The sequence below is a fragment of the Variovorax sp. VaC1 genome, from assembly GCF_043658315.1.
Lineage (GTDB): Bacteria > Pseudomonadota > Gammaproteobacteria > Burkholderiales > Burkholderiaceae_C > Variovorax.
The window spans coordinates 1293081-1317267 of record NZ_JBIGLT010000001.1; the positions used below are offsets into that span (position 1 = coordinate 1293081).

A 24187-nucleotide genomic window follows, 5' to 3' on the forward strand; every position below is an offset into this window, starting at 1 on the left:
GGCTCGCTTCACGTCACTTCAAACAGGCTCTGGCCACGGCGCCTGTGCCGGGCGCACGGACTCGTAGAACGCGGCCATCTGCAGCACGCCCAGGTCGTCGAACCGGCGGCCGGCAATCTGCAGGCCGATGGGCAGGCCGCTTCGGGCATGGCCGCAATTGATCGATGCGGCGGGTTGCTCCGACTGGTTGAACACCGAGGTGAAGTGCGAGTCCTTCAGCGGGTTCTCGGGGCCGCTGTTGATGGCCTCCGCAGCGAACGGCAGCACCGGCGACACGGGCGACAGCACGTAGTCGTACGGCTGCGTGGCGGCCACAGTGGCCGCGCGCAGCGCCTGCATGCGCGTGAAGGCGCGGAAGGTGTCTTCGGGCGTGAGCGAGCCCGCGTATTCGCCGGCGGCATGGATGTAGTCGGCCGCCAGCTTGGCGCGCTCGATCGGCATGGCCGCCAGGTCGACGCGGCAACGCATGGTGAAGAAATGCGCCATGCCCATGCGCATGTCCAGCGTGGTCCAGTCGGACAGCGGCTCCACGATGGCGCCGGCCTGCTCGAAGACGCGTGCCGCCGCCAGCACGGCGTCTTTCACTTCGGGGTCGATCGGCCAGCCGCCCATGGTGTCGGTCCACAGGCCGATGTGCAGGCCCCGCACGTCGCGGCGCAGGTTCTCCCATGCGATGTCTTGGGTCGGCAGGCTCATGTAGTCGCGAGGGTCGGGCCGCGAAACCACCTTCATCAAGAGCGCCGCGTCGGCAACGGTGCGTGTCATCGGGCCGATCACGCGGGCGGCCGCCGGCGGATCGACCGGAATGCGTCCCTGGCTGGGCTTGAGGCCGAACACGCCGCAGAAGTTGGCGGGAATGCGCACCGAGCCACCGATGTCGGTGCCCAGGTGCAGCGGGCCGTAACCGGCGGCGGCGGCAGCGCCCGCACCGGAGCTGGAGCCGCCGGTGTTCCTGCTCAGGTCCCACGGGTTGCGCGTGAGCGCATGAAAGCTCGACGGTGCCGCGCCCAGGAAGCCGAAGTCCGGCATCGTGGTCTTGGTGACGATCACCGCGCCCGCTTCACGCAGGCGTGCAGCCGCCGGCGCATCCGCCGCGGCGGGCGACAGCACCGTGGCGGCGCTGCCGATTGGCGATGGCGTGCCGCGCGTGGCGATGTTTTCCTTGAGCGTGACCGGCACGCCGTCCAGCTCGCCTTGCGGCGCGCCCTGGCTCCATCGTGCTTCGGAGGCCTTGGCCGAAGCCAGCGCGGCTTCGGCGTCGAGCCCGTAGGTCGCGTGAATGCTCGGCTCCCAGCGTTCGATGCGCGCCAGCACCGACTGCGTCACGTCGACAGGGGAGAGGGTGCGGTCGCGATAGCGCGCCAGCAGTTGGACGGCGCTCAGGGCGTACAGGGGTGTTTCCATGGTTGTCTTTTTGGGGTCGAAGAAGATGTTGATCGGAGCGGTGGCTGGTGCGCGCGCATCAGCCCTGTCCGAATGCATAGCCCTGACCAGGGGCTGCTGCCAACAGGGAACGGGTGTAGGCCTCTTGCGGCGACAGCAGCACGTCGTGCGCGGTGCCTTGCTCGACGATGCGGCCCTTGTGCATGACGATCAGCCGGTCGCAGATCTGGCTGGCCACGCGCAGGTCGTGCGTGATGAACAAGATGCCGATGGACAGGCGCTGCTGGATCTCCGCAAGCAGCTTGAGGATCTGGTCCTGCACCGAAACGTCGAGCGCCGAGACGGCCTCGTCGGCAATCAGCACCTGCGGCTCGCAGGCCAGCGCGCGCGCAATGCACAGGCGCTGCCGCTGGCCGCCGGAGAACTCGCTCGGGTAGCGGTGCAGCACCTCGGGCTTCAGCCGCACGAGGTCCATCAGTTCCTCGGCGCGCTGCCAAGCCTTTTCGGGCGAAATGCCGAAGTTGACCGGCCCTTCGATGATCGACTGGCCGACCGTGCGGCGCGGATTCAGCGAACGGTTCGGGTCCTGGAACACCACCTGCACCATGCGCCGGAAGGCCGAGAGCCGAGCGCGCGGCGCGTGCTGTGCGTCGATGTGAGGCACCCAGACCTCGCCGCCAGTCGGCTCGATCAGCCGCGCGATGCAGCGGGCCACGGTGGACTTGCCCGAGCCCGATTCGCCCACGATGCCCACGGTTTCGCCGGCATGCAGCTTGAGCGACACGTCGGTTGCCGCATGCACCGTGCGGCGCTTGCCGGGCCAGGAGCCGGAGCGGTAGGTCTTGGTCACGCCGCGCGCATCGAGCAGCGGCGCTGCGTCGGCGGCGAGCGGGCGCAAGACGGGCTCCAGGCGCGGCACCGCGTCGAGCAGCATGCGCGTGTAGGGCGCCTTCGGCCGGCGCAGCACATCGTCCTTCGGGCCGCTTTCGACCTGCCGGCCCAGCTGCAGCACCACCACGTGGTCTGCGATGTCCGCGACCACGCCGAAGTCGTGCGTGATGAACAGCACTGCTGTGCCGTTCTCTTGCTGCATCTCGCGGATGAGCGAGAGGATCTCGGCCTGCGTGGTCACGTCCAGCGCGGTGGTCGGTTCGTCGCAGATCAGCAGCGCGGGCCGCAGGATCAACGCAATGGCGATCACGATGCGTTGTCGCTGCCCGCCCGAGAGCTGGTGCGGGTAGGCGTCGTAGATGCGCTCGGGCTCCGGCAGCTTGACGCGCGCGAAGATGGCCAGCACCTTCTGCCGGCGTTCGGCGGCGCCGAACGCCGTGTGCTCGGCCAGTATCTCGTCGACCTGCGCGCCGCAGCGCATCACGGGGTTCAGCGCCGTCATCGGTTCCTGGAACACCATCGCCATGCGGGCGCCGCGCCATGTGCGCAGGTGCGCGGCATCGGCCGCGAGGATGTTTTCGCCAAGAACCTCGATGCGCCCGCCAGAAGGCACCAGCGAATCGGGCAGGAGGCCCATCACGGCTTGCGCGATCACCGACTTGCCGGAGCCTGACTCGCCCAGCAGGCATACGACCTGGCCCGGCATCACGTCGAAGGACACGGCATGAACGGCATGCGGCCGGTCTGCGCCTTTCGGCAGGTCGATGCACAGGTCGCGCACGACGAGGCAGGGCGATCCCGCGGCGGGTGTGTTGGAAAGCGTGGTGTCCATGCTCAGCTCCCCCGCTTGTTGAACTTCGGGTCGAGCGCGTCGCGCAGGCCGTCGCCGAGCATGTTCACCGCCAGCACCGTGAGCGCGAGGAAGGCGCCCGGCAGCAGCACGGTCGAAGGATGCGACGTGAAATAAGCGCGGCCCTCGGACATGATGTTTCCCCAGGTCGGCACGTCCGAGGGCAGGCCGATGCCGAGAAAGGACATGACCGCCTCCGTCAGCATCGCGGCCGCGCAGACGAAGGTGCCCTGCACGATCAGCGGTGCCACCGTGTTGGGCAGGATGTGGCGCAGCATCAGCTTCCACGTCGGCGTGTCGAGCGCGATGGCCGCCTCGACATACGGCTCTTCGCGCACCGACAGCACGACCGAGCGCACCAGCCGTGCCACGCGCGGCGTTTCGGGCACGACGATGGCAAGGATCACCGTCAGCAGGCTGGGCCGCCAGACCGCGACCAGCACGATGGCGAAGAGGATGCCCGGGATCGCCATCATCCCGTCCATCACACGCATGATCACGCCGTCGAGGCGGCGAAAGTAACCCGCCGTCATGCCCACCAGCATGCCGAGCGCGATGGAGCCCAGAGCCACCGCCACGCCGACCGACAGCGAGATGCGCGCGCCATAGGCCGTGCGGCTCCAGATGTCGCGGCCCATGCTGTCCGTGCCCATCGGGAAGAAGCGCTCGAAGCTGTCGCCCGCCAGCGTCATGAACTCGGCATGCGCGCCTGGCGACAGGTGCGAGTTGGCCGGGTCCATGGCGTTGGGGTCGATGGTGTACAGCCACGGTGCCGCTGCCGCCAGCAGCACCATGAGGCACAGGATCGCGCTGCCCGTGCGCACGGCACCGTTCGAGAAGACGCGGCGCAGCAGGGAAGGCTTGCGCTGGCGGGGCGCTGTCGTTTCCGCCGTGTCCGCCGTGTCCGTCGGTAGGGAAATCGAAGTCATGGAAAAGGTCTCCGAAAGAAAGATGGCCGCGCGCGTCAGTAGCGGATGCGTGGGTCGAGCAGCAGGTAGCTCAGGTCCACGAGCAGGTTGACGACGACGTAGACAAGCGAGAAGAACAGGGTGATGCCCTGGATGAGCGGGTAGTCGCGCGAGAGCACCGCGTCCACCGTGAGCTGGCCCAGGCCCGGTATGGCGTAGATGGTCTCGGTGACCACCACGCCGCCGATGAGGCCGGCCACGCTCAGGCCGATGATGGTGGCGATGGGCACCGCCGCATTGGCGAGCGCATGGCGGATCAGCATGCGCCACTCCGAGATGCCCTTGGCGCGCGCGGTGCGCACGTAGTCTTCGGTCAGCGCCTCCGACACCGCCGCCCGCGTGACGCGCGCGATCAGCGCCGCGTACATCACGGCCAGCGTGACGCAGGGCAGCACCAGGTTGCGCAGCCACGGGCCGACGCCCGCGGCGATGCGGTTGTAGCCCTGCGACGGCAGCCAGCCCAGCTGCATCGAGAACAGCCAGATCATCAGATAGCCCGCGACGAACACCGGCACGGAGAAGCCGAGAACCGACGCGCTCATGATGAAGCGGTCGAGCCGTCCGCCGCGCCGCGAGGCCGCCAGCACGCCCAGCGGCACGGCGATCAGCACGGTGAGCACCACGGTCACCGCTGCCACCGACAGCGTGGGCTCCAGCCGCTGGCCGATCAGTTGCGTCACGCTCATCTTGTAGAAGTAGGAGTAGCCCAGGTCGCCGCGCAGCACGTGGCCCAGCCATCCGAAGAACTGGCTGACCACCGGCGCATCGAGGCCGAGCTGCGCGCGGATGCGCTCGATGTCCTGCACGGTGGCGCCATCGCCCGCGATGGCTGCCGCCGGATCGCCGGGCGTCATGCGCAGCAGGAGAAAGACGATGACGGCCACGATCAGGAGCACGGGCGCCGTGGCCAGGCCGCGCCGCAGCAGAAAGTTGAGCATGTGAGGGGTCTCGTTCGAGCGGTTGAACAGCCGGCGCGGGCAAAGGAAGTCCCCGGCCGGTTGCCGCGGGGGCAACCGGCCAAGCGCCTCGGTGAAAGAGAGAAGGGGCTGCGCCTACTTCTTGCGCACGTTCCAGTACAGGACGGCAGGCGACGGCAGCAGCCCGCTCACCACGCCGCGGCGCACCGCCGTGGGCGCCTTGCCTTCGCCCAGCGGGGCGATCACGCCGCCTTCGAGCACGCGCAGCTGGATTTGCGTCGCGATGTCCTTGCGCTGCGCGATGTCGGCCGTCTCGATGAAGCGGGTCTTCAGCTTTTCCAGCTCAGGGTCGACGGGCCAGCCGAAGTAGCCCTGGTCGCCGTTGCCGGTCAGCGGGCTGTAGGTGATGGGGCTGCTGGCATCCACGCCGCCCCAGAAGGTGATGAAGGCGTTCCAGCCGCCGTTCTCGGGCTGGTCTTTCTTTGTGCGGCGCGTCACGAGCGTGGCCCAGTCGGTGGTCTGCACGTCGACGTTGAAGCCCACCTGCTTGAGCAGCTGCCCGTAGATCGCGGGCAGCTTGTTCAGCGCCGGCGCGTCACCCGGCAGCAGGATGACGACGGGCTTGCCGTCGTAGCCCGACTCCTTCAGCAGCTTGCGGGCTTCCTCGAACTGCGGCTTGCCGGTGTAGAAGCCCGTCTTGTCGCTCGCATACATCGAGCCGCACAGGTAGATCGAGGTGCAGGGCTTGTAGAAGTCGCGGAAGGTGGCTTGCGCGCGCAGCATGGCTTCCTGGTTGATGGCGAGCATGGCCGCCTTCAACGCCTTCGGGTTGTTGAAGGGCGCGACCTTGTGGTTGTAGATGACGGTGAAGGGGCCCGCGGGCATCACGTCCACCAGCTCGATCTTCGGGTTGGTGCGCATGTCGCTGTAGCCGGATGCGGGCACGGTTTCGACCATGTCGACTTCGCCGTTCAGCAGGGCATTGACCTGCGTCTGCGGGTCGCGCAGCAGCACCCATTCCACGCGGTCCACGTTCACCACCTTGCCGCCGGCCAGGCCCGACGGTGCCTCCTTGCGCGGCACGTAGGCGGTGTTCTTGCGGTAGATCACGCGGTCGCCGGGGCGAAAGTCTTCCTTGGCGAGCGTGAAGGGACCGGAGCCGATCATCTCTTCGATCTGCTTGTCGGCAGGCGTGTCGGCCACGCGCTTGGGCATGATGAAAGGCACGAGCGGGTTGGGCTTGCCCAGCGCATCGAGCACCACGCCGAAGGGCTGCTTGAAGTTCATGCGGAAGGTGTTGGGGCCTTCCGCGGTGATGCTGTCCATGGCCTCGTACATCTTCTGGCCGAGCGTGTCGCGCTTGCCCCAACGCGCCAGCGAGGCGATCACGTCCTGCGAAGTGACGGGGGCGCCGTCGTGGAACTTCAGGCCAGGGCGCAGCGTGAAGGTCCAGACCTTGTTGTCGGGGCTCACGGTGTACTTGTCCACCATCTGCGGCTTGATCGCGCCTTTTTCGTCCATGCCGAAAAGGGTGTCGTAGATCATGAAGCCGTGGTTGCGCGTGATGTTGGCGGTGGTCCAGATCGGGTCGAGGATCTTCAGGTCCGACGAAGGCACGGTGCGCAGCACGGTGTCCGCCGACGCCGCGGCCGAGAACGTCAGGGCCAGTGCCGACAGGGTGACCGCGAACGCGCGGCGCAGCGAGAGTGGAGTTGCCATGAAGCCTTACTTCTTTCGGGGAGTGCCAGAGGGAGGTGGGGGAGGAGGAGGGGGTGGGGAGGTGTCCGCAGCCTTGCTTTCCCGCAGCTGGGCCAGCAGAAACTCGAAGATGTCGCGCGAGCGTTCTTCCGCGTCCATGATCTTGTGCAGGATGCGGCGCAGCGTGTCGATCTCGCTGGCGCTGAGGCAGTCGAGAAAGCGCGCTTCCATCTCCTGCCCGATGGGCTCGGCCTGCAGCACGAGGTCGATGCCCGAGGGGGTCAGGCACAGGTGGATCTGCCGGGCATCTTCGTTGCCGATCTGGCGCTGGACCAGCTCGCGCTGCACCAGCGAGCCCACGAGCTTGGATACCAGCGTCTTTTCGATGCCGCAGGTCTGCACCAGCTGGCCCATGGTGATGCCGGGCGCGCCGCCGATCATCCGGAGCAGGCGCACGTCGCGGATCGACAGGCCGAGTTCGATCTCGTACACGCGCGACCCGCGGTCGCGCGTTCGCGCGGAAGCCACGTCGAGCAATACGTTGAGATAGTCGGTCTTCAGTTGAAGCGGTGCGTGCATGGCCAGATGGGAGAAGTCTTCAATAGTTGAAATGTTCAACTATCTTGAAGACCTACGCAAGCTCCAGGCCAGCCGGCGAGGGAAATCCCCTACGAGAGGCGCAGCCCTCGGGAAAGCCCTCTGTCGGGCGATGGAAGAGGGTGTCGTCGAATGGCGAGACGATCACCGGAGCGGTGCAATGCGTGCACCAGGATGTGGGTTCGCGCACCGAAGACCGGCGCGTTCTGAAGACTGGGTCGCTCGCTGCCGCTGCGCGTTCAAGCCCGTTCAGGGCATCGCAAGGCGATGCGAATCGCTAGCTCGGCGACTGCCCCAGGATGCGATCCAGCTCGCCGATGTCGATCGGCTTCTGCAGGTGATGGTCGAACAGCCCTTCGGCCGATTGCCCGCTCGCGTCCTTCGCGGAAAACCCGGAGATGGCGATCAGCAACTTAGGCACGCCGTCACCGGTGCTCGCGCGCAGGCGGCGGGCCACCTCGGTGCCGGGGAAGTCGGGCAGCGTGAGGTCGATCAGCGCGGCGTCGAAGCGTTCGGCGGCCACCGCATCCAGCGCCTGCCGCGCGGTGTAGGTGCAGCGCGCCGTGTGGTCCTGCAGCATCAGCAGTTCCTGCAGCAGGTTGGCCGCGGCTTCGTTGTCGTCGACGATCAGCACGTTCACAGAGGGTCTTCTTTCCGGTTGAATCTCAAAAGGGGCAGTATCGCGGGCCATGGCCCGCTGTGCAGTAGGCGCAGGCCTACGTTCCGCTTGCCACCGGTTGCAGCGGCAGGTCGACAACGAAGCGCGAACCCTGGCCGGGCGTGCTCTCCACGCCGATGCGCCCGCCATGCAGGTCGACGATCTTGCGCGTGATGTAGAGCCCGAGGCCCAGGCCGGCCGCGTGCTTGCGGCTGTCGTCGGTGCGCTCGAACTGCTCGAAGATGCGCGCCTGGTCTTCCGGCGCTATGCCGATGCCCTGGTCGCGCACGCTCACTTGCGCCATGCCATCGACCTGCCGCACCGTCATCGCGACGGGCTTGCCGCCGCCGTAGCGCAGCGCGTTGGTCAGCAGGTTGGTCAGCACCTGCTCGATGCGGAACTCGTCCCACACGCCGCGCAGTTCGGTCGGCGCTTCGAGCGTGATGACCGCGCCCGCCGCGTCGGCCTGGTGCCGCAGGTTCTCGACCACGGCTTGCGCCAGCACCGTCAGGTCCACCGGCTGGGTCTGGATCGACAGCGCATCGCGCCGCATGCGCGTCACGTCGAGCATGTCGTCGATCAGGCGCACCATGTTGCGGATCTGCCGCTGGTCGCGCTCGATCATCGCGGGCAGCCGGTCGGCCGCGAAGATCGCGAGGTTGCCCTTGGACAGGTGAAGCTGCCGCAACTGCGCTTCGAGGTAGAGCGTGTTGAGCGGCGTGCGCAGCTCGTGCGACACCATCGACATGAAGTCGTCGCGCATGCGCACCGCGCGCTCCAGCTCGCGCTGCGTGTGCTGCAGCTGCTGCACCAGCTCTTCCTGCTTGCGGTGCGCCGCCGCGAGCGATTCCATCTCGTGCCGCAGCGCCTTGCGGTGCTGGTACAGGTCGACGAACACGTTCACCTTGCTGACCACCGCGTGCGGGTCGAGCGGCTTGTGCAGGAAGTCGACCGCGCCGCTCTCGTAGCCTTGAAAGGCGTAGTTCAGCTCCCGGCCGGCGGCGCTCACGAAGATGATCGGTATGTGCCGCGTGCGCTCGGTGCCGCGCATCAGCTCGGCCAGCTCGAAGCCGTTCATGCCGGGCATCTGCACGTCGACGATGGCCAGCGCGAATTCATGCTCCAGCAGCAGCGCGAGCGCGTCTTCGGCCGACAGCGCGCGGTACACCGTGCGGCCCGGCGCGCGGATCAGTGCCTCCAGCGCCAGCAGGTTCTCGGGCAGGTCATCGACGATCAGCAGCTTGCTTTCGATGTCAATGTTCATGGGCGGCCTCTAGTTGGAGAAGCAGGGTGCGCAGTTCGCGCAAGGGGAGCACATAGTCGGGAGCGTGGCGCGCAATGGCGGCTTGGGGCATGGTGGAAATCAGTGCTTCTTTCGGTTCCTGGACGGCGGTGAGCCCGCCGGCCAGATGGATGCGGTGCATGCCTTCGGCACCGTCGTCGTTGGCGCCCGTCAGCAGAAAGCCGGCGAGCGCGGGGCCGTAGGCGTCGGCGGCGGAGGCCATCAGCACGTCGATGGACGGCCGCGAGAACAGCACGGGCGGCTCGCAACTGAGCGAGAAGCTGCGCTCGCGTTCGATCGACAGGTGATAGCCCGGCGGCGCAAAGTACAGGCTGCCCGTTGCCACCGGCATCTTGTCGATGGCCTCGTGCACCGGGATCGGCAGCCGCTGCGCGAAGATTTCCGCGAGGTGGCTTTCGTGTTCTTCGGGCAGGTGCAGCACCACCGCCATCGGGATGTGCCAGGTGGCGGGCAATTCGTGCAGCAGCATGGTCAGCGCGTCGATGCCACCGGCCGAAGCACCGAGCACCACGGCGTCCACGTGCTTGCGGATGGAGGAGCGAAGCTGCCTTCTCATGCGAGCTTGCGGTAGATGCGTTCGGCCCGCGCGTGCGTATCGAAGCGGGTCGCGTAGCCCGAGAAGTCGATGCTTTCCTTCGAACCCAGGCCCAGAAAGCCGCGGTGCGACAACGATTCGTGGAACAGCCCGAGCGCCCGGTCCTGCAGCTCGCGGTTGAAGTAGATCAGCACGTTGCGGCACGACACCAGCTGCGTTTCGGCGAACACGCTGTCGGTGGCCAGGCTGTGGTCGGCAAAGATCACGTCGGCGCACAGCGAAGGGTCGAAGCGCGCGGCGTCGTAGGCGGCGGTGTAGTAGTCGGAAAACTCGCCGCGTCCGCCGGCGCGCTGGTAGTTGACGGTGTAGCCGCGAATCGCCGCCAGCGGAAAGATGCCCTGGCGCGCCTTTTCGAGCGACGCCGGGTTGATGTCGGTCGCATAGATCTGCGTGCGCGCGAGCAGGCCTTCCTCGCGCAGCAGGATCGCGAGCGAGAACACTTCCTCGCCGGTGCTGCAGCCGGCCACCCACACCTTCACCGACGGGTAGGTGTGCAGGATCGGCACCACGTGCTGGCGCAGCGCCAGAAAGTACGACGGGTCGCGAAACATCTCGCTCACCGGGATCGTCAGGAACTGCAGCAGCCGCCCGAACAGCGCCGGCTCGCGCAGCACGCGCTCCTGCAGCGCCGAAATGCTGGGCAGCCCGAGCTGGTCGAGCGCATGCAGCACGCGCCGCTTCTGCGAGGCCACCGTGTAGTTGCGAAAGTCGTAGCTGTACTTGAGGTAGATCGCCTCCATCAGCAGGCGCAGCTCGATCTCGGTGTCGCTCAGCGGATGCAGCGGCGCGATGGCCGCGCCGGGCGCCGCTGGCTCAAGGGGCGGGCGATTGCGGGTCACAGGCGTTCCATCCGGGGCATCCACACGCGCAGCAGCGAGAACAGCCGCTCCAGGTCCACCGGCTTGGCAAGGTAGTCGTTGGCACCGGCGGCAAGGCACTGCTCGCGGTCGTCCTTCATGGCCTTGGCGGTGATGGCGATCACGGGCATCTTCTCGAAGCGCGGGTCGGCACGCAGGCGCCGCGTGGCTTCGAGGCCGTCCATCTCCGGCATCATTACGTCCATCAGCACGAGGTCGATCTCGCTCACCTGGTCGAGCTTCTCGAGCGCCTCGCGGCCGTTGCGGCCGATCTCCACGGCCGCGCCGCGCTGCTCCAGCGCGCTGGTCAGGGCGAAGATGTTGCGCACGTCGTCGTCCACCAGCAGGATGGTGCGGCCCTCGAAGATGCGGTCGCGCCCGCGCGCCGTCTTCAGCATGCCCTGGCGCTCGCTCGACAGTTCCGCCTCGACCTTGTGCAGGAACAGCGTCACCTCGTCGAGCAGGCGCTCGGGCGAGCGCGCGCCCTTGATGATGATCGAGCGCGAATAGCGCTGCAGCTCGGTCTCTTCGTCGCGCGTGAGGTTGCGCCCGGTGTACACGATGACGGGCGGGAACGACACGATCTCTTCGGCCGCCATCTTCTTGAGCAGCTCGCTGCCCTGCATGTCGGGCAGCCGCAGGTCGGTGACCATGCAGTCGAAGATGCGGGTGCGCAGCAGCGCCAGCGCCTCTTCGCCCGAGCCGACCGCGACGATCTCGATGTCGTCGTCTTCAATCAGCCGCATCACGCTTTCGCGCTGCAGCGCGTCGTCTTCCACCAGCAGCACGACCTTGACCTTCTGCGTGAGCTTTTCCTCGAGCCGGCCGAACACCTTCATCAGTTCGTCGCGCGTGGCCGGCTTCAGCGCATAACCGATGGCGCCCATGTGCAGGGCCGCGGCCTGTGCGTTGTCGGCGGCCGAGACCACGTGGATCGGAATGTGCCGCGTGTGCGGCGAATCCTTCAGGCGTTGCAGCACATCGAGGCCGGTGCTGTCGGGCAGGCGCATGTCGAGCAGGATCGCGTCGGGCACGAACTGCGTGGCCAGCTCGAAGCCATCGGCCGCGCCGTGCGCCACCAGGCAGCGGTAGCCCAGTTCGTGCGCCAGGTCGTAGAGGATGTGCGCGAACTGCGGCTCGTCCTCGATCACCAGCACGCGGCGCACCTGATCGCGCGGCAGCGAGCGGTCGTCGACGAACTGCGGCGCCGGCACCACCGCCTTGGGCGGCGGCGCGGCCGGCACCGGAAGGGCGGGCGAGACATACGCGTGCGCGCTGCGCATCGGTGGCAGGGCCGCCTGCTGGCGTGCCGAAGCCTGCGGTGCCTGTGCCGGCAACTGCAGCACGAAGGTGCTGCCCTGGCCCGGCTGGCTCTGCACCGCGAGCGTGCCGCCCAGCAGTTGCGTGAGGTCGCGCGAGATCGACAGGCCCAGGCCGGTGCCGCCATAGCGGCGGCTGGTGGTGCCGTCGGCCTGGCGGAAGGCCTCGAAGATCAGCTCGTGCTGCTGCGGGTCGATGCCGATGCCGGAGTCGGACACCGCGAAGGCCGCGCCGCCGTCCGCCGCGGCGGACACCACCAGCGCCACTTCGCCGCGGTCGGTGAACTTGAGCGCGTTCGACAGCAGGTTCTTCAGGATCTGCTCGACCCGCTGCCGGTCGGTGACCAGCGAGGCCGGCGCGCCGGGCCGGATCTCCAGCCGGAAGCCCAGGTTCTTCTGCATCGCCTGCGGCCGGAAGGTGCCTTCCAGGCTCTGCGCGAGCTTGTCGAGCGCCACGTCCTCGGGCACCACTTCGAGCTTGCCGGCCTCGACCTTGGAGATGTCGAGAATGTCGTTGATGAGCACCAGCAGGTCGTTGCCCGACGAATAGATCGACTCCGCGAACTTCACCTGCTCGGCGCTCAGGTTGCCTTGCGGGTTGTCGCCCAGCAGCTTGGCCAGGATCAGTGCGCTGTTGAGCGGCGTGCGCAGCTCGTGCGACATGTTCGCGAGAAATTCGGACTTGTAGCGGCTGGCGCGCTGCAGCTCGTCGGCGCGGTCTTCCAGGTCGCGCTGCACGCGACGCAGGGCGGTGTTGCGCTGGTCCAGCGCCTCGGTGCGCTCGGAGAGCTGGCTGTTGGTCTGCTCCAGCTCGGCCTGCTGGTTCTCCAGCATGGCCTGCGAGGCCCGCAGGGCGCGCGACTGTTCTTCGAGTTCTTCGTTGGCGGTGCGCAGTTCTTCCTGCTGCACCTGCAGCTCTTCGTTGAGCTGCTGCGTTTCGGAGAGCACGTCTTGCAGCTGCTCGCGATAGCGCGCCGCCGCGAGCGACGTGCCGATGTCATCGGCCACCACGTCGAGCAACTGGCTGCCGCGCTCGTCGAGCGGGCCGGCAAGGCCCAGCTCGACCACGCCATTGACCATGCCGTCGCTGCCCACCGGCAGCAGCAGCACGGCCTTGGGCGCCATCTCGCCCAGGCCCGAGTTGACCTTCAGGTAATCGGCATCGACCGGGTCGACCAGCATGCGGCGGCGTTCGGCGGCGGCCTGGCCCACCAGGCTTTCGGTGGGAGAGAAGACCTGCGGCGTTGCTTCGGCCGCGCTCGAGAAGCCGTAGCTCGCGGCGCGGCGCAGCGGACCATGCCGCTCGCGCACGTACATCGCGCCGACGGAGGTGCCCAGGTGCCGCGAGAAGAAGGCAAGGACCTTGCGGCCCATGTCCGGCGCGCTCAGTTCGCCGACCAGTTCGCCCACCAGCTCGGTCTGCGCACCGCGCAGCCAGGCCTCGTGCGACAGGCGGTCGGTGTGCGCCGCCTGTTCCTGGAGCACCACGTCGTAGCCGTCGGACAGCCGCACCAGCTGCCGCCGGCCGAAGTACGCCACCAGCCCGGTCAACACCAGCGTGAACAGCAGGAACAGGCTCACGACCCACCACGCCATGCGGTTGGCGTCGTTGTTGCGCTGGAAGCGCAGCGCCTGCTCGGTGCTGATGAAGGCGGCGAATTCGGCGCGCATCTCGTCGGTCAGCCGCTTGCCCAGGCCCAGGCGTACCGCGGCGTGGGTGTCTTCGCCGGCGCGGCGGCCGGCGATCAGGTTGCGCGCGAACTCGTTCCAGCTTTCCTGGAACGCGGCAATGCGGTCGAGTCGCTCGACCTGCTGCCGGTTGTCGGACACCAGCTCGCGCAGGATGGCGGTGTCGCCCTTGATGCGGGGCAGGGCGATCTGGTAGGGCTCCAGGAAGGTTTCGTCACCGGTGATCAGAAAGCCGCGCATGCCGGTTTCCATGTCAATGCTCTGGCGCTGCAGCTCGGTGGCCGCGCGGGTGACGCGGTCGGTGTGCTCGACCCAGCCGATGGTGTTCAGCAGGAAAAGGATCAGCCCGACGAAGACCACGGCGCCGACGACGCCCCCGATAAGCGGGAGCTTGAGGTTGCGGCTCAGCAGACGCTCGAATTGGTCGGGGTCGATCGCGGTGGGAGTGTTCATCGGTTGCGTATGTAAGCAAAACTCGCCAAGTCTTGCCGAAAAAGGATGCTTTCCCTGTCGGAAAACACCCCGAGACGGCACGGCAGCTGGAAACCTGGGGAGGAACCGTGAAGGGTACTCTGGCTATACTGTAATTTCATACAGTAAAAGCAAAATGGCTTCCGAAGCTTCCAGGCCGCCACTCGGGGCTCCTTTGGCGCACGTCGTTTCCGTTAAGGCGCTCTGCGCTTTCGGCGCGAAGGCGGGCGACCTCGACCTGCGCTTCGTGCCCGCGCCCAGCGCGCTCGAAGGCATGGCCGGCCATGCGCTGGTGCAGGGCCGGCGGGGCAGCGGCTACGAATGCGAGGTAGGGCTCGAAGCCACCTGCGGCACGCTGCGCGTTCGCGGCCGTGCCGATGGCTACGAAGCCCGCAGGTCGCGCGTGGAAGAAATCAAGACCTTCCGCGGCGACTTCGATGCCATCCGCGGCAACCATCGCGCGCTGCACTGGGCGCAGGCCCGCACCTACGGCTGGATGCTGTGTGAGCAGCACGGCCACGAAGAGATGACGGTGGCCCTCGTCTACCTCGACCTTGCCACCGGCGACGAGACCGTGCTCGAAGAAAGCCACACCCGCGCGTCGCTGCAAGCGCACTTCGAACTGCTGTGCGGCCGCTACAGTGCCTGGGCGCAGAGCGAGGCCGACCACCGCGCCGCGCTCGACGACACATTGGCGCGGCTCGAGTTTCCCCATCGCACCTTCCGCACCGGCCAGCGCGAACTGGCCGAGGCCGTCTACCGCGCCGCCGCCGGCAGCCGCTGCTTGATGACGCAGGCTCCCACCGGCATCGGCAAGACGCTCGCCACCATCTTCCCGCTGCTGAAGGCGCGCGCGGCGGGCCGCATCGACAAGGTCTTCTTCCTCACCGCCAAGACTTCCGGCCGGCCGGTCGCGCTCGATGCCCTGCGAACGCTCGACACCGGCCATGCGCAGGGCAGGGTGCGCGTGCTCGAGCTTGCCGCCCGCGAGAAGGTGTGCGAGTACCCCGACCGCGCCTGCCATGGCGACTCGTGCCCGCTGGCCAAGGGCTTCTACGACCGCCTGCCCGCCGCGCGCGAACAGGCGGCGCAGGCCGCGCGGCTCGACCGCGAGGCCCTGCGCCACATTGCGCTCGCGCACGAGGTGTGCCCCTATTTCCTTGCGCAGGAAATGGCCCACTGGAGCGACGCGATCGTCGGCGACTACAACTACTACTTCGACGGCAGCGCCTTTCTCTACGCCACCATGCGCGACGCCGACTGGCGCGTGGCCGTGCTGGTGGACGAAGCCCACAACCTGCTGGAGCGGGCGCGCGGCATGTACACCGCGCAGCTCGAGGGCGCCGCGCTCGAAGAAGCCCACCGCGTGGCGCCTTCGGTATTGCGCGGCCCGCTGGCCCGCCTGTTCCGCGAGTGGGACACGCTGCAGCAATCGCAGCAGGCCGACTACGAGACGGGCGACGAGATCCCCGAGCGCTTCGTGCGCACCCTGCAGGCCGCCAACACCGCCATGGCCGAATACTTCGCGGCCACGCCCGACGCATCGCAAGGGCCGCTGCAGCGCTTCTTCTTCGACGCGCTGCACTTCGCCCGCATGGCCGAGGCCTTCGGCGACCACTCGGTGTTCGAGCGCACCCTGGGCGCGGCGCAGGAACAGCGCAGCCTCGCCATCCGCAACCTCGTGCCTGCGCCGTTCCTCGAGAGCCGCTTCGCGGATGCGGTCTCGGTCACCTGCTTCTCGGGCACGCTGTCGCCCTTCGAGTTCTACCGCGATGCGCTCGGGCTGCCCGAAGACACAGCGCTGCTCGACGTAGCGTCGCCCTTCAACAGCCGGCAGTTGCGCGTCGAAGTGGCGATGGACGTGTCGACCCGCTTTCGCGACCGCGCGGGCTCGCTGCGCAATGTGGCCGACATCATCGGCGCCCAGTTCGAGCGCCTGCCCGGCAACTACCTGGCCTTCTTCAGCAGCTTCGACTACCTCGACAAAGCCTGCGCCGCATTTTCCGCGCGCCACCCCGGCGTGCCGGTGTGGGCGCAGACGCGCGGCATGCGCGAGGCCGATCGCCACGGCTTCATCGCGCGCTTCGAAGAGGGCGGCCGGGGCATCGGCTTCGCCGTGCTCGGCGGCGCGTTCGGCGAGGGCATCGACCTGCCGGGCAGCCGGCTGATCGGCGCTTTCGTCGCGAGCCTGGGCCTGCCGCAGTACAACGAACTCAACGAGATCACGCGCGAGCGCATGCAGTCGCGCTTCGGCAAGGGCTACGAATACACGTACCTCTACCCGGGCCTGCAGAAGGTGGTGCAGGCCGCCGGCCGCGTGATCCGCACCGAAGAAGACCGGGGCGTGCTGCACCTGCTCGACGACCGCTTTGCACGGGCGGAGATCCGCGAGCTGCTGCCGCGCTGGTGGCATGTGCGGCTGACCGGAGACGCGGAAGATGGCGCGCGCCGCTAGACGCCTCGAGCACGCGGGCCAGCCCGACCTGTTCGGCGAGGCGCCCGTGGCCGCCATCGAGGGCCTGCGCTACGAGCGCGGCTTTCTCTCGCCCGACGAAGAGGCCGGGCTGATACGCATCGTGCAGGGCCTGCCGCTCAAGGAGATGCGCTACAAGGAATACACCGCGCGCCGCCGCGGCACCAGCTTCGGCGGCAGCTACGACTTCGACACCAACCGCCTGAAGCCCGGCGCGCCGCTGCCCGAGGTGCTGCACCCGCTGCGGGCGAAGGTGGCGGCGTGGGCCGGCGTCGCGCCCGAAGACCTCGCCCACATGCTGATCGCCGAGTACCGGCCCGGCACGCCGCTGGGCTGGCACCGCGACGTGCCCGACTTCGAAGACATCATCGGCGTCTCGCTGAACAACGATGCGGTGATGCAGTTCAGGCCCTATGTGCCGGGGGCGCCCGCATCGGGGCCGGCCACGCTCGAATTCCTGGTCGAGCCGTGCTCCGTGTACCTGTTGCACGGCCCGGCGCGCTGGGCGTGGCAACATGCCATCGCCCCGACCGAGGCGCTGCGTTACTCGATCACCTTGCGCACACGGAGAATCCGCACCCCATGAACCGCACCACCTTCCTCAAGCTGCTCGGGCAAAAACTCTTTCCTGTGCTGAGGGCCCAAGGCTTCCAGGGCTCAGGGCAAACGCTGCGGCGCATCGACGGGCCGGTGATCCACGTGTTCAACGTGCAGGGCGCGAGTGGCGGCAAGGCGTGCTACCTGAACCTTGGCGCGCATCTGGCGTTTCTGCCGACCGAAGGTGGCGGCACCGTGGCGCCCGATGCGTTGGAAGAATCGCACTGCGTGTTTCGCGACCGGATGGAACCGCCGCCCGGCGCCGCGTTCGGATGGGCCTATGGCGCGACCAAAGAGCAGGCAGAAGAAAACGTCGAGTTCATCGTGAGCGAGTGGGAAGGGCCGGGGCGTGCGTTCTTTGCGCGGTACGGCCAGTACCCGCAAAGCTTCGAGCAGTTGCTGCGCGAGACCGACCCGGCGCAGATCCACGCCCGAACGGCGTTGCATCTCGCGCGGATCGCGGTGCACCTGGGCGACCGGGCGCGGGCACAAGCCCTGGTCGATGCGGGGCTGGCGGGGGCGCCCGAGCGGGCCACGTCATTGAAGGCCGACCTTGCGCAGGTCCTGACAGCCTAGCCAGCGTCGAAGTGGCTGGCTAGGCCGGCGTACGGCCTGTAGGGCCCATACCGGCCATGCGGCGCGGCAAAGGGCATCGGCCGCGAAGCCCGCCCTTACCTGAAGACCGGGCAGTGCGCCGGCAGCTTCTTCTCGAACAGCACCGCCACGCCGCAGTCGGACGTGAACATGCCCAGGTTGTCGTGCCCGATGCCCGGCACCTCGACGATGTGCTGCTTGAAGTTCGTGGCGTGGCGGCCCTTCAGGTAGTCGAAGTACGGATGGCCACGGGCCAGCCGGTTCGGCCCCTGGGCCATGCCGCTGCACGAGCGATCGAAGAAATGCAGGTACGGATCGGTGTCGGCGCCGCCGAGCAGGTAGACGACGTTGCGCGATGCGTAGCGGGCCTCGAGGGACTTCGTGTCCTGCTTCGCCACGTAAGGCGGCGCCTTGTCCAGGCCGTAGGGCCAGTCGTTGACGGCGGGGCAGGCCTGCATGTCGGCCGGCTGCAGCTTGCCGTCGGCCGAGGGCCGATCGCGGTCGAAGTAGAGGTAGTTGCTGGGGTTGGCGATCACGTAGCGGATGCGGATGCCGGTGCGGCGCAGCACCGCCTCGCCGTCGCTGGTGGCCACATAGCGGTTGAGGATGCGCCCGCCGGCCGAATGGCCGATCAGCAGCACCTCCTTCAACGCCGGATAAAGATCGCGGTTCGCGAAATGCGCGAGCACCGCATCGAGCGCCGAGAACGAACTGACCGGCGCGGGGCCGGCGGCCGCATCGCCGCGCGCCCAGCCCGAGCGAACCCAGCCGAGCACGTCGGGCGAGAGGTTGAAGGCCTTCGCATCGGTGACGGTAAGGAACTGCGGCGCCACGACCATCGTGCCCGTGGCCGCGTTGCCCGCGTTCTGCACGATCTTCTTTCCAGTGGCGAAGTACACGTCGGCATTGCGCAGGATGCCGTGGACGATCACGACCACGCGCCGCACGTCGGGCGCAGGCGCGTTGATCGGGCGGTCGGCGTAGAGCGGAATCGTGCCCGTGCCTTCCGCCGTCTTCACGACGATGCGCTGGTCGCCGACCTGCTTCACGGGCTCGTCGACGCGGCGGCTGTTGCGGGTCGCCAGATCGCCTTCGCCCTGTGTCTGGGCGAATCCGTTCGAGCCGATGAGAAGGAGCGCGAGAAGCGCCGCGCGCACAAGGCCTGTCGATTTGCCGATGGACATGAAGAGAACTCCAGGAAAAAGTGCAACCGTTCAAGAGCTTGGCGCCTGACGGACGGCACCGACCTTAACCACCTTTGGCCGCGCCCGCCGCATTCACCGAAACGCCCCACATGCGCGGCTTGCCTTCCCACACCGCGAACCCACCGATGCGCTTGCGCACGGCCCATGCGTCGAGGCCGTTGAACAGCATCACCATGGGCACCTGCTGGATCATCAGCGCGTGGATCTGGTCGAACAGCGCCTGGCGCTTCTTCGGGTCCGACTCGGCAAAGCTGTCGTCGATGAGCTTCAGTGCCTGCGGGTCTTCCCACACCTTACGCGCCTGCTTGTCCTTCGGGCCCGAGAACTGTTCGTAGCTCAGTGCCGGATCGAGCCGCGACGAATAGCTGAACGAACTGATCTGGTAGTTGCCGCTGTTGTAGCGGTCGAGCTGCGTGGCCCATTCGAGCACTTCGAGCTGCGCGTTGATGCCCACCGACTGCATCATGGCCTGCGCCAGCACCGCCACCGTGTAGCTGGGCACATGGGCGCGCTTGTTGGTCTGGATGGTGATCTTCTCGCCCTTGTAGCCGGCTTCGCGCAGCAGCTTCGCGGCCTGCGCGGGGTCGTAGTGCCAGCCTTTCTTTTGCGCGGGGCTGTAGAAGGCCGAGCCCTTGTGGATGGCCGAGTTGTTGACCGAGCCCAGGCCTTCGGAGGCGGCCGCCACGATCTGCTCGATGTCGAGCGACGCGGCGATGGCCTGGCGCAGCTTCTGGTTTTTCAGCAGCGGGTCGCGCGTCTGGATCAGCAGCACGTTCTTGATCGCTTCGGGCGGTGCCTGCACCGTGAGGTTGCGGTCGTTCTTCAGCTCCTGCGCGTCGCTCGACGTGATCTGCCCGGCATCGATGGCGCCCGACTTCAGGCCGGCCGCCGCGGTGGCCGCGTCGGGCACGACGATGAACTTCACCGTGTCCACTAGCGGTGTCTTCAGCCCGGTGTAGCCGTCGGACTTGGTAGCGCCGGCCGGCGAGGTGTAGCCCTTGAAGGCCGTCACCGTGACGTATTCGCCGCGCTTCCACTCGGCGAGTTTGAACGGGCCGGTGCCCACGGGCTTGTCCCAGCTGCCATCGGCTTTCACCGAACTCTTGTGCAGGATGGCTGTCATGCCGCAGTCGGTGCGCGCGAGCGTGTCGAGGAACACGGCCGAGGGCTTGTTGATCTTCATCACGAAGGTGCTGTCGTCGGGCGTGGTGGTTTCCACCACCTTCAGGCCGTTGCGGCCGTCGTACTCGCTGGTGCAGCGCCAGTCGGTCTTCGGGTCCATGTAGCGCTTCCAGTTCCATGCCACGTCGGCCGAGGTCATAGGCGCGTCGTTGTGGAACTTCACGCCTTTGCGCAGCTTGAAGGTGTAGGTCAAGCCGTCTTTCGAGACATCGACCGACTGCGCCAGCAGCGGACCAACGCTGCCGTCCATGCGGTAGCCGACCAGCCCTTCGACGATGTTCAGCACCACGCCGTCGGTGGTGTTGTCGCGGTTCACGCCGGGGTTGGTGGAGCGGATGTCGGCGGGTTGCGCGACCGTCACCGTGGTCTGGGCGAAGGCGCCCGAAGCGGCCAGGCAGGCGCTGGCGATGGTGGCGTTGCGGAAGAAAGAGCGGGGCATCAAGAACTCCTGCTGGGCAAATACAAGAAGAAAAATCAGGCGAAGGCCGGCGCTTCGGCGCCGAAGCGCCAGCGCAGCCGCACGCCGCCGGCATCGGTCGGCTCCAGCGCCGGAATGGCCGACAGCAGCTTGCGCGTGTAGTCCTGCTGTGGCGCATCGAACACCGTGTCGCGCGAGCCTTGCTCGACGATGCGGCCGTCCTGCATCACGATCACGCGGTCGGCCACTTGCTCGACCACGCCGAGGTCGTGGCTGATGAAGAGGCACGAGAAGCCGTGGCGCTTCTGCAGTTCGGCGAACAGTTCGAGCACCTGCGCGCGCACCGTCACGTCGAGCGCCGAGACCGGCTCGTCGGCGATCACGAAGGCCGGGCGGCGCACGATGGCCCGCGCAATTGCCACGCGCTGGCGCTGCCCGCCCGAAAGCTCGTGCGCATGGCGCGGCGCAAAGGCCGTGCCCAGGCCGACTTCATCGAGCACTTCGGCCACGCGATTGGCCTTGTCGGCCGACGACATGCCTTTGACCAGCCGCAGCCCTTCGCCGACCAGTTGGCCGATGGTCATGCGCGGGTCGAGCGAGGCGTATGGGTCTTGAAACACCATCTGGCACTGCAGCCGGTAGTCGAGCCAGCCGGGGTCGGAACGTGCAATCGAGCGGCCGCGAAAAAGAATCTCGCCGCCGCTGGGCTTGAGCAAGCCGGCGATGGTGCGGCCCAGCGTGGTCTTGCCCGAGCCCGAGCCGCCGACCACTGCGACCACTTCGCGCGGGCGCACCACGAGGTCGATGCCGTGCAGCGCGCGCTTGGGCACCGCCTTGGCGAACAGCCGGCGATGGCCGGGGTAGTCGACCACGAGGTTGCGTACCTCGATGACGGGCGCATCGTCCACCACCTGCCGCGCGGGCAGCCGGCGCGGCATGGCCTGCAGCAGCTCGCGGGTGTAGGCGTGCTTCGGGTGTTCGAGCATGTCGTCGGTGTTGCCGACCTCTTTCACCTCGCCATGCCGCATCACGACCATGCGTTGCGTGAAGCGCGCGACCATCGGCAGGTCGTGGCTGATCATCAGCACGGCCGTCTGATGTTCGCGCGTGAGGCCGACCATCAGCTCCAGCACGTCGCGCTGCACCACGGCGTCGAGCGCGGTGGTCGGCTCGTCGGCGATCAGCAGGGCGGGTTCCAGCAGCATCACCGAAGCCAGCATCATCCGCTGGCGCATGCCGCCCGAGAACTCGTGCGGCCAGGCCGCCAGCGCCCCCTTCGGATCGCGGATGCCGACGCGCTCCAGCATATCGAGAATGCGCGCCTGCCGTGCGGCGGGCGACAGGTCGCGGCGGTGCAGCGCGAGCGCTTCGCCGAGCTGCTTGCCGATGGTCATCGACGGGTTCAGCGAGGTCATCGGCTCCTGGAACACCATGCCCACGCGCGCGCCGCGCAGCTCGCGCAGCCGTGACGGTTTGGCAAGCGCCAGGTCTTCGCCCTCGAAGAGGATGCGGCCGGCGGTGCGCACGAGCGGCGGCGGCGTGAGGCCCATGACGGCGCGCGCGGCCTGCGTCTTGCCGCTGCCCGACTCGCCGACGATGCCGACCATCTCGCCCGGCGCGATGTCGAAGGACACATTGCGCACGATCTCGCGCCCGCCCATGCCGACGGCGAGCGTCAGGCCTTCCACGCTGACCAGCGGCGTGTTCGTTGTGGCTGTCATTGCACGCCCTTCATGCGCGGATCGAGCCAGTCGCGCACCGCGTCGCCCAGCAGGTTGATGCCCAGCAGCGTCAATGCGATGCACAGGCCCGGAAGAATCGACAGGTAGCTGGCCTGCGCCATGAACGGGCGGGCCGATGCGAGCATGTTGCCCCAGGTGGGGGCCGGCGGCGGCACGCCCAGCCCGAGGAACGACAGCGCGCTCTCGGCCAATATGACCCAGCCGAACATCGAGGTGGCCAGCACCGTCAGCGGCGCGGTGCAGTTGGGCAGCACGTGCCGCAGCATCGTGTACAGCTCGGAGTTGCCGAGCACGCGCGACGATTCGATGAACTCCTTTTCGCGCAGCGACAGCACCGTGCCGCGCACGATGCGCGTCACAGATGGCGTGTAGGCCAGCCCGAGCGCCAGGATGATGCCGTACGGGTTGGCGCCCACCACCGCGAGCAGGCCCAGCGCCAGCAGCAGGCCCGGAAAGGCCAGCAGCGCATTGTTGAAGGCCATCACGATGCGGTCGGTCCAGCCGCGCAGAAAGCCCGTCAGCACGCCGACGATGCTGCCCACCACGATGGAGAAGCCGACGGTGAGCACGGCGATCCACACGCTGGTGGCGGCACCGGCCATGAGGCGCGACAGCTCGTCGCGGCCGAACTCGTCGGTGCCCAGCAGGTAGGTACCGCCGGGCAGCTTCAGGCGCGAGCCGAAGTTGATGCGCAGCGGATCGTGCGGCGTCCACACGAGGCTGACGAGCGCCGCCGCGGCGATCAGGCCGACGATCAAAAGACCGAACAGGGCGTTGAGGGGAATGCGCTTCTTGCGCTTGATCGTTGTCATTCGACGGCGACGCGAGGGTCGAAGAGGGGGTAGCAAAGATCGATCACGAGGTTCACCACCACGTAGATCACGGCCACGAACAGCAGGCAGCCCTGGATCACCGGGTAGTCGCGCGCAAAGATCGCGTCGACCAGCAGGCGGCCCAGGCCCGGAATGGTGAACACCGTCTCGACCACCGCGATGCCGCCGAGCAGGTTGCCCAGCACCAGCCCAATCAGCGTCCAGGTCGGGCCGAAGGCGTTCTTGAAGGCGTGGCGCATCAGCACAGCGCGTTCCGACAAACCCTTGGCGCGCGCATGCGTGATGTAGTCCAGCCGCAGCACTTCGAGCGTGCTGGCGCGTGCCATGCGCATGAGCACGCCGATCTCGTGCAGGAAGAGCGTGAGGATCGGCAGCACCAGGTACAGCAGCCCGTTCTTCCAGTCTTCGGTGATGCCCACGTAGCCCACCACCGGCAGCCAGCCCAGCTTGAGGCCGAACAGCAGCAGCAACAGCAGGCCGAGCCAGAAGGTCGGAATCGACACCAGCAGGGTGGCCGAGCCGACCAGCAGCAGGTCGGGCGCGCGGTTCTGCTTCCACGCGGCGACCATGCCCGCGGGCACCGCGACCATGGCGGCCAGCGCCACGGCCACCAGCACGATGCGCCCGCTGATCAGAAAGCGCTCGGCCACCAGCGGCAGCACTTCCTGGCCGCTGTTGATCGACGTGCCCAGGTCGCCCTGCAGCACATGGCCGAACCAGATGCCGAACTGCGCCATCACCGAGCGGTCGAGGCCCAGGCGTGCGCGCAGTTCCGCAAGGCTTGCGGGCGTGGCGAGGTCGCCCAGCAGCAACTGCGCCGGGTCGCCGGGAATCAGCCGTATCAGCACGAACACCGACACCGCCACGATGAGCAGTGTGGGAATCGCCATCGCGATGCGGGCGGCTGCAAAACGGAACATGCCTTGTTCTTTCTTGTGGGTGATGGG

The 24187-nt window shown here is 67.7% G+C and carries 19 protein-coding genes; 3 read left to right on the top strand and 16 right to left on the bottom strand.

Annotated elements, in window-relative coordinates:
- Positions 1 to 18: 18 nt before the first annotated feature.
- From ACGLHS_RS06160 to ACGLHS_RS06210, 11 genes are all read right to left on the bottom strand, one after another.
- Complete coding sequence (locus ACGLHS_RS06160) at positions 19 to 1404, bottom strand: amidase (protein WP_394477789.1); 1386 nt, start codon at positions 1402 to 1404, stop codon at positions 19 to 21.
- A gap of 58 nt (positions 1405 to 1462) precedes the next feature.
- The gene (locus ACGLHS_RS06165) at positions 1463 to 3106 is read right to left on the bottom strand and encodes a dipeptide ABC transporter ATP-binding protein (RefSeq protein ID WP_394477791.1); all 1644 of its coding nucleotides are present in this window, start codon (positions 3104 to 3106) and stop codon (positions 1463 to 1465) included.
- 2 nt (positions 3107 to 3108) lie between these two features.
- Complete coding sequence (locus tag ACGLHS_RS06170) at positions 3109 to 4053, bottom strand: ABC transporter permease (RefSeq protein WP_394477793.1); 945 nt, start codon at positions 4051 to 4053, stop codon at positions 3109 to 3111.
- 35 nt (positions 4054 to 4088) lie between these two features.
- Positions 4089 to 5030, bottom strand: a complete 942-nt coding sequence (locus tag ACGLHS_RS06175) for an ABC transporter permease (protein ID WP_394477796.1) — start codon at positions 5028 to 5030, stop codon at positions 4089 to 4091.
- Positions 5031 to 5144: 114 nt separating this feature from the next.
- Entirely contained in the window at positions 5145 to 6728 is a 1584-nt protein-coding gene (locus ACGLHS_RS06180) for an ABC transporter substrate-binding protein (protein ID WP_394477798.1), read from the bottom strand.
- A 6-nt stretch (positions 6729 to 6734) separates the two neighbouring features.
- A complete protein-coding gene (locus ACGLHS_RS06185; protein WP_394477800.1) occupies positions 6735 to 7286 on the bottom strand; it encodes a MarR family winged helix-turn-helix transcriptional regulator in 552 nt (183 codons plus the stop codon).
- Positions 7287 to 7581: 295 nt separating this feature from the next.
- Positions 7582 to 7944: a response regulator gene (locus ACGLHS_RS06190; protein ID WP_394477803.1), complete on the bottom strand. Its 363-nt coding sequence runs from the start codon at positions 7942 to 7944 to the stop codon at positions 7582 to 7584.
- A 76-nt stretch (positions 7945 to 8020) separates the two neighbouring features.
- Complete coding sequence (locus ACGLHS_RS06195) at positions 8021 to 9226, bottom strand: ATP-binding protein (RefSeq protein WP_394477805.1); 1206 nt, start codon at positions 9224 to 9226, stop codon at positions 8021 to 8023.
- Complete coding sequence (locus ACGLHS_RS06200) at positions 9216 to 9821, bottom strand: chemotaxis protein CheB (protein ID WP_093239649.1); 606 nt, start codon at positions 9819 to 9821, stop codon at positions 9216 to 9218. Before ACGLHS_RS06200 ends, ACGLHS_RS06195 begins: the two co-directional genes overlap by 11 nt.
- A complete protein-coding gene (locus ACGLHS_RS06205; protein ID WP_394477807.1) occupies positions 9818 to 10699 on the bottom strand; it encodes a CheR family methyltransferase in 882 nt (293 codons plus the stop codon). The genes ACGLHS_RS06200 and ACGLHS_RS06205 overlap by 4 nt, the downstream gene beginning before the upstream one ends.
- The gene (locus tag ACGLHS_RS06210) at positions 10696 to 14178 is read right to left on the bottom strand and encodes a response regulator (protein ID WP_093239651.1); all 3483 of its coding nucleotides are present in this window, start codon (positions 14176 to 14178) and stop codon (positions 10696 to 10698) included. Before ACGLHS_RS06210 ends, ACGLHS_RS06205 begins: the two co-directional genes overlap by 4 nt.
- A 154-nt stretch (positions 14179 to 14332) precedes the next feature.
- Here ACGLHS_RS06210 and ACGLHS_RS06215 point away from each other — a divergent pair, with 154 nt between their 5' ends.
- Genes ACGLHS_RS06215 through ACGLHS_RS06225 form a run of 3 tightly spaced genes read left to right on the top strand, consistent with a single transcriptional unit; the run spans position 14333 to position 17842 of the window.
- A complete protein-coding gene (locus tag ACGLHS_RS06215) occupies positions 14333 to 16651 on the top strand; it encodes an ATP-dependent DNA helicase (protein WP_394477809.1) in 2319 nt (772 codons plus the stop codon).
- Positions 16635 to 17255 carry an alpha-ketoglutarate-dependent dioxygenase AlkB gene (locus ACGLHS_RS06220; protein WP_394477811.1) on the top strand — a complete coding sequence of 207 codons (621 nt, stop codon included), beginning with the start codon at positions 16635 to 16637 and terminating at the stop codon, positions 17253 to 17255. The genes ACGLHS_RS06215 and ACGLHS_RS06220 overlap by 17 nt, the downstream gene beginning before the upstream one ends.
- Positions 17252 to 17842: a DUF4304 domain-containing protein gene (locus ACGLHS_RS06225; RefSeq protein WP_394477813.1), complete on the top strand. Its 591-nt coding sequence runs from the start codon at positions 17252 to 17254 to the stop codon at positions 17840 to 17842. The genes ACGLHS_RS06220 and ACGLHS_RS06225 overlap by 4 nt, the downstream gene beginning before the upstream one ends.
- 95 nt (positions 17843 to 17937) lie before the next feature.
- Here ACGLHS_RS06225 and ACGLHS_RS06230 read toward each other — a convergent pair whose 3' ends face one another.
- The 5 genes from ACGLHS_RS06230 to ACGLHS_RS06250 all read right to left on the bottom strand — a co-directional run bounded on the left by ACGLHS_RS06230 (position 17938) and on the right by ACGLHS_RS06250 (position 24160).
- Entirely contained in the window at positions 17938 to 19044 is a 1107-nt protein-coding gene (locus tag ACGLHS_RS06230; protein ID WP_394477815.1) for an alpha/beta hydrolase, read from the bottom strand.
- 64 nt (positions 19045 to 19108) lie between these two features.
- The gene (locus ACGLHS_RS06235; protein WP_394477817.1) at positions 19109 to 20686 is read right to left on the bottom strand and encodes an ABC transporter substrate-binding protein; all 1578 of its coding nucleotides are present in this window, start codon (positions 20684 to 20686) and stop codon (positions 19109 to 19111) included.
- Positions 20687 to 20721: 35 nt separating this feature from the next.
- Positions 20722 to 22386 (bottom strand): ABC transporter ATP-binding protein, encoded by a 1665-nt coding sequence (locus ACGLHS_RS06240; RefSeq protein ID WP_394477819.1) that lies wholly within the window; start codon positions 22384 to 22386, stop codon positions 20722 to 20724.
- Positions 22383 to 23219 carry an ABC transporter permease gene (locus ACGLHS_RS06245; RefSeq protein ID WP_093239663.1) on the bottom strand — a complete coding sequence of 279 codons (837 nt, stop codon included), beginning with the start codon at positions 23217 to 23219 and terminating at the stop codon, positions 22383 to 22385. The genes ACGLHS_RS06240 and ACGLHS_RS06245 overlap by 4 nt, the downstream gene beginning before the upstream one ends.
- Positions 23216 to 24160, bottom strand: a complete 945-nt coding sequence (locus tag ACGLHS_RS06250; RefSeq protein ID WP_093239665.1) for an ABC transporter permease — start codon at positions 24158 to 24160, stop codon at positions 23216 to 23218. Before ACGLHS_RS06250 ends, ACGLHS_RS06245 begins: the two co-directional genes overlap by 4 nt.
- Positions 24161 to 24187: the final 27 nt, after the last annotated feature.

Coding starts and splice junctions, on each gene's coding strand:
- ACGLHS_RS06160 (WP_394477789.1), bottom strand. CDS start 1,404: ATGGAAACACCCCTGTACGCCCTGAGCGCCGTCCAACTGCTGGCGCGC.
- ACGLHS_RS06165 (WP_394477791.1), bottom strand. CDS start 3,106: ATGGACACCACGCTTTCCAACACACCCGCCGCGGGATCGCCCTGCCTC.
- ACGLHS_RS06170 (WP_394477793.1), bottom strand. CDS start 4,053: ATGACTTCGATTTCCCTACCGACGGACACGGCGGACACGGCGGAAACG.
- ACGLHS_RS06175 (WP_394477796.1), bottom strand. CDS start 5,030: ATGCTCAACTTTCTGCTGCGGCGCGGCCTGGCCACGGCGCCCGTGCTC.
- ACGLHS_RS06180 (WP_394477798.1), bottom strand. CDS start 6,728: ATGGCAACTCCACTCTCGCTGCGCCGCGCGTTCGCGGTCACCCTGTCG.
- ACGLHS_RS06185 (WP_394477800.1), bottom strand. CDS start 7,286: ATGCACGCACCGCTTCAACTGAAGACCGACTATCTCAACGTATTGCTC.
- ACGLHS_RS06195 (WP_394477805.1), bottom strand. CDS start 9,226: ATGAACATTGACATCGAAAGCAAGCTGCTGATCGTCGATGACCTGCCC.
- ACGLHS_RS06200 (WP_093239649.1), bottom strand. CDS start 9,821: ATGAGAAGGCAGCTTCGCTCCTCCATCCGCAAGCACGTGGACGCCGTG.
- ACGLHS_RS06210 (WP_093239651.1), bottom strand. CDS start 14,178: ATGAACACTCCCACCGCGATCGACCCCGACCAATTCGAGCGTCTGCTG.
- ACGLHS_RS06215 (WP_394477809.1), top strand. CDS start 14,333: ATGGCTTCCGAAGCTTCCAGGCCGCCACTCGGGGCTCCTTTGGCGCAC.
- ACGLHS_RS06220 (WP_394477811.1), top strand. CDS start 16,635: ATGGCGCGCGCCGCTAGACGCCTCGAGCACGCGGGCCAGCCCGACCTG.
- ACGLHS_RS06225 (WP_394477813.1), top strand. CDS start 17,252: ATGAACCGCACCACCTTCCTCAAGCTGCTCGGGCAAAAACTCTTTCCT.
- ACGLHS_RS06230 (WP_394477815.1), bottom strand. CDS start 19,044: ATGTCCATCGGCAAATCGACAGGCCTTGTGCGCGCGGCGCTTCTCGCG.
- ACGLHS_RS06235 (WP_394477817.1), bottom strand. CDS start 20,686: ATGCCCCGCTCTTTCTTCCGCAACGCCACCATCGCCAGCGCCTGCCTG.
- ACGLHS_RS06240 (WP_394477819.1), bottom strand. CDS start 22,386: ATGACAGCCACAACGAACACGCCGCTGGTCAGCGTGGAAGGCCTGACG.
- ACGLHS_RS06245 (WP_093239663.1), bottom strand. CDS start 23,219: ATGACAACGATCAAGCGCAAGAAGCGCATTCCCCTCAACGCCCTGTTC.
- ACGLHS_RS06250 (WP_093239665.1), bottom strand. CDS start 24,160: ATGTTCCGTTTTGCAGCCGCCCGCATCGCGATGGCGATTCCCACACTG.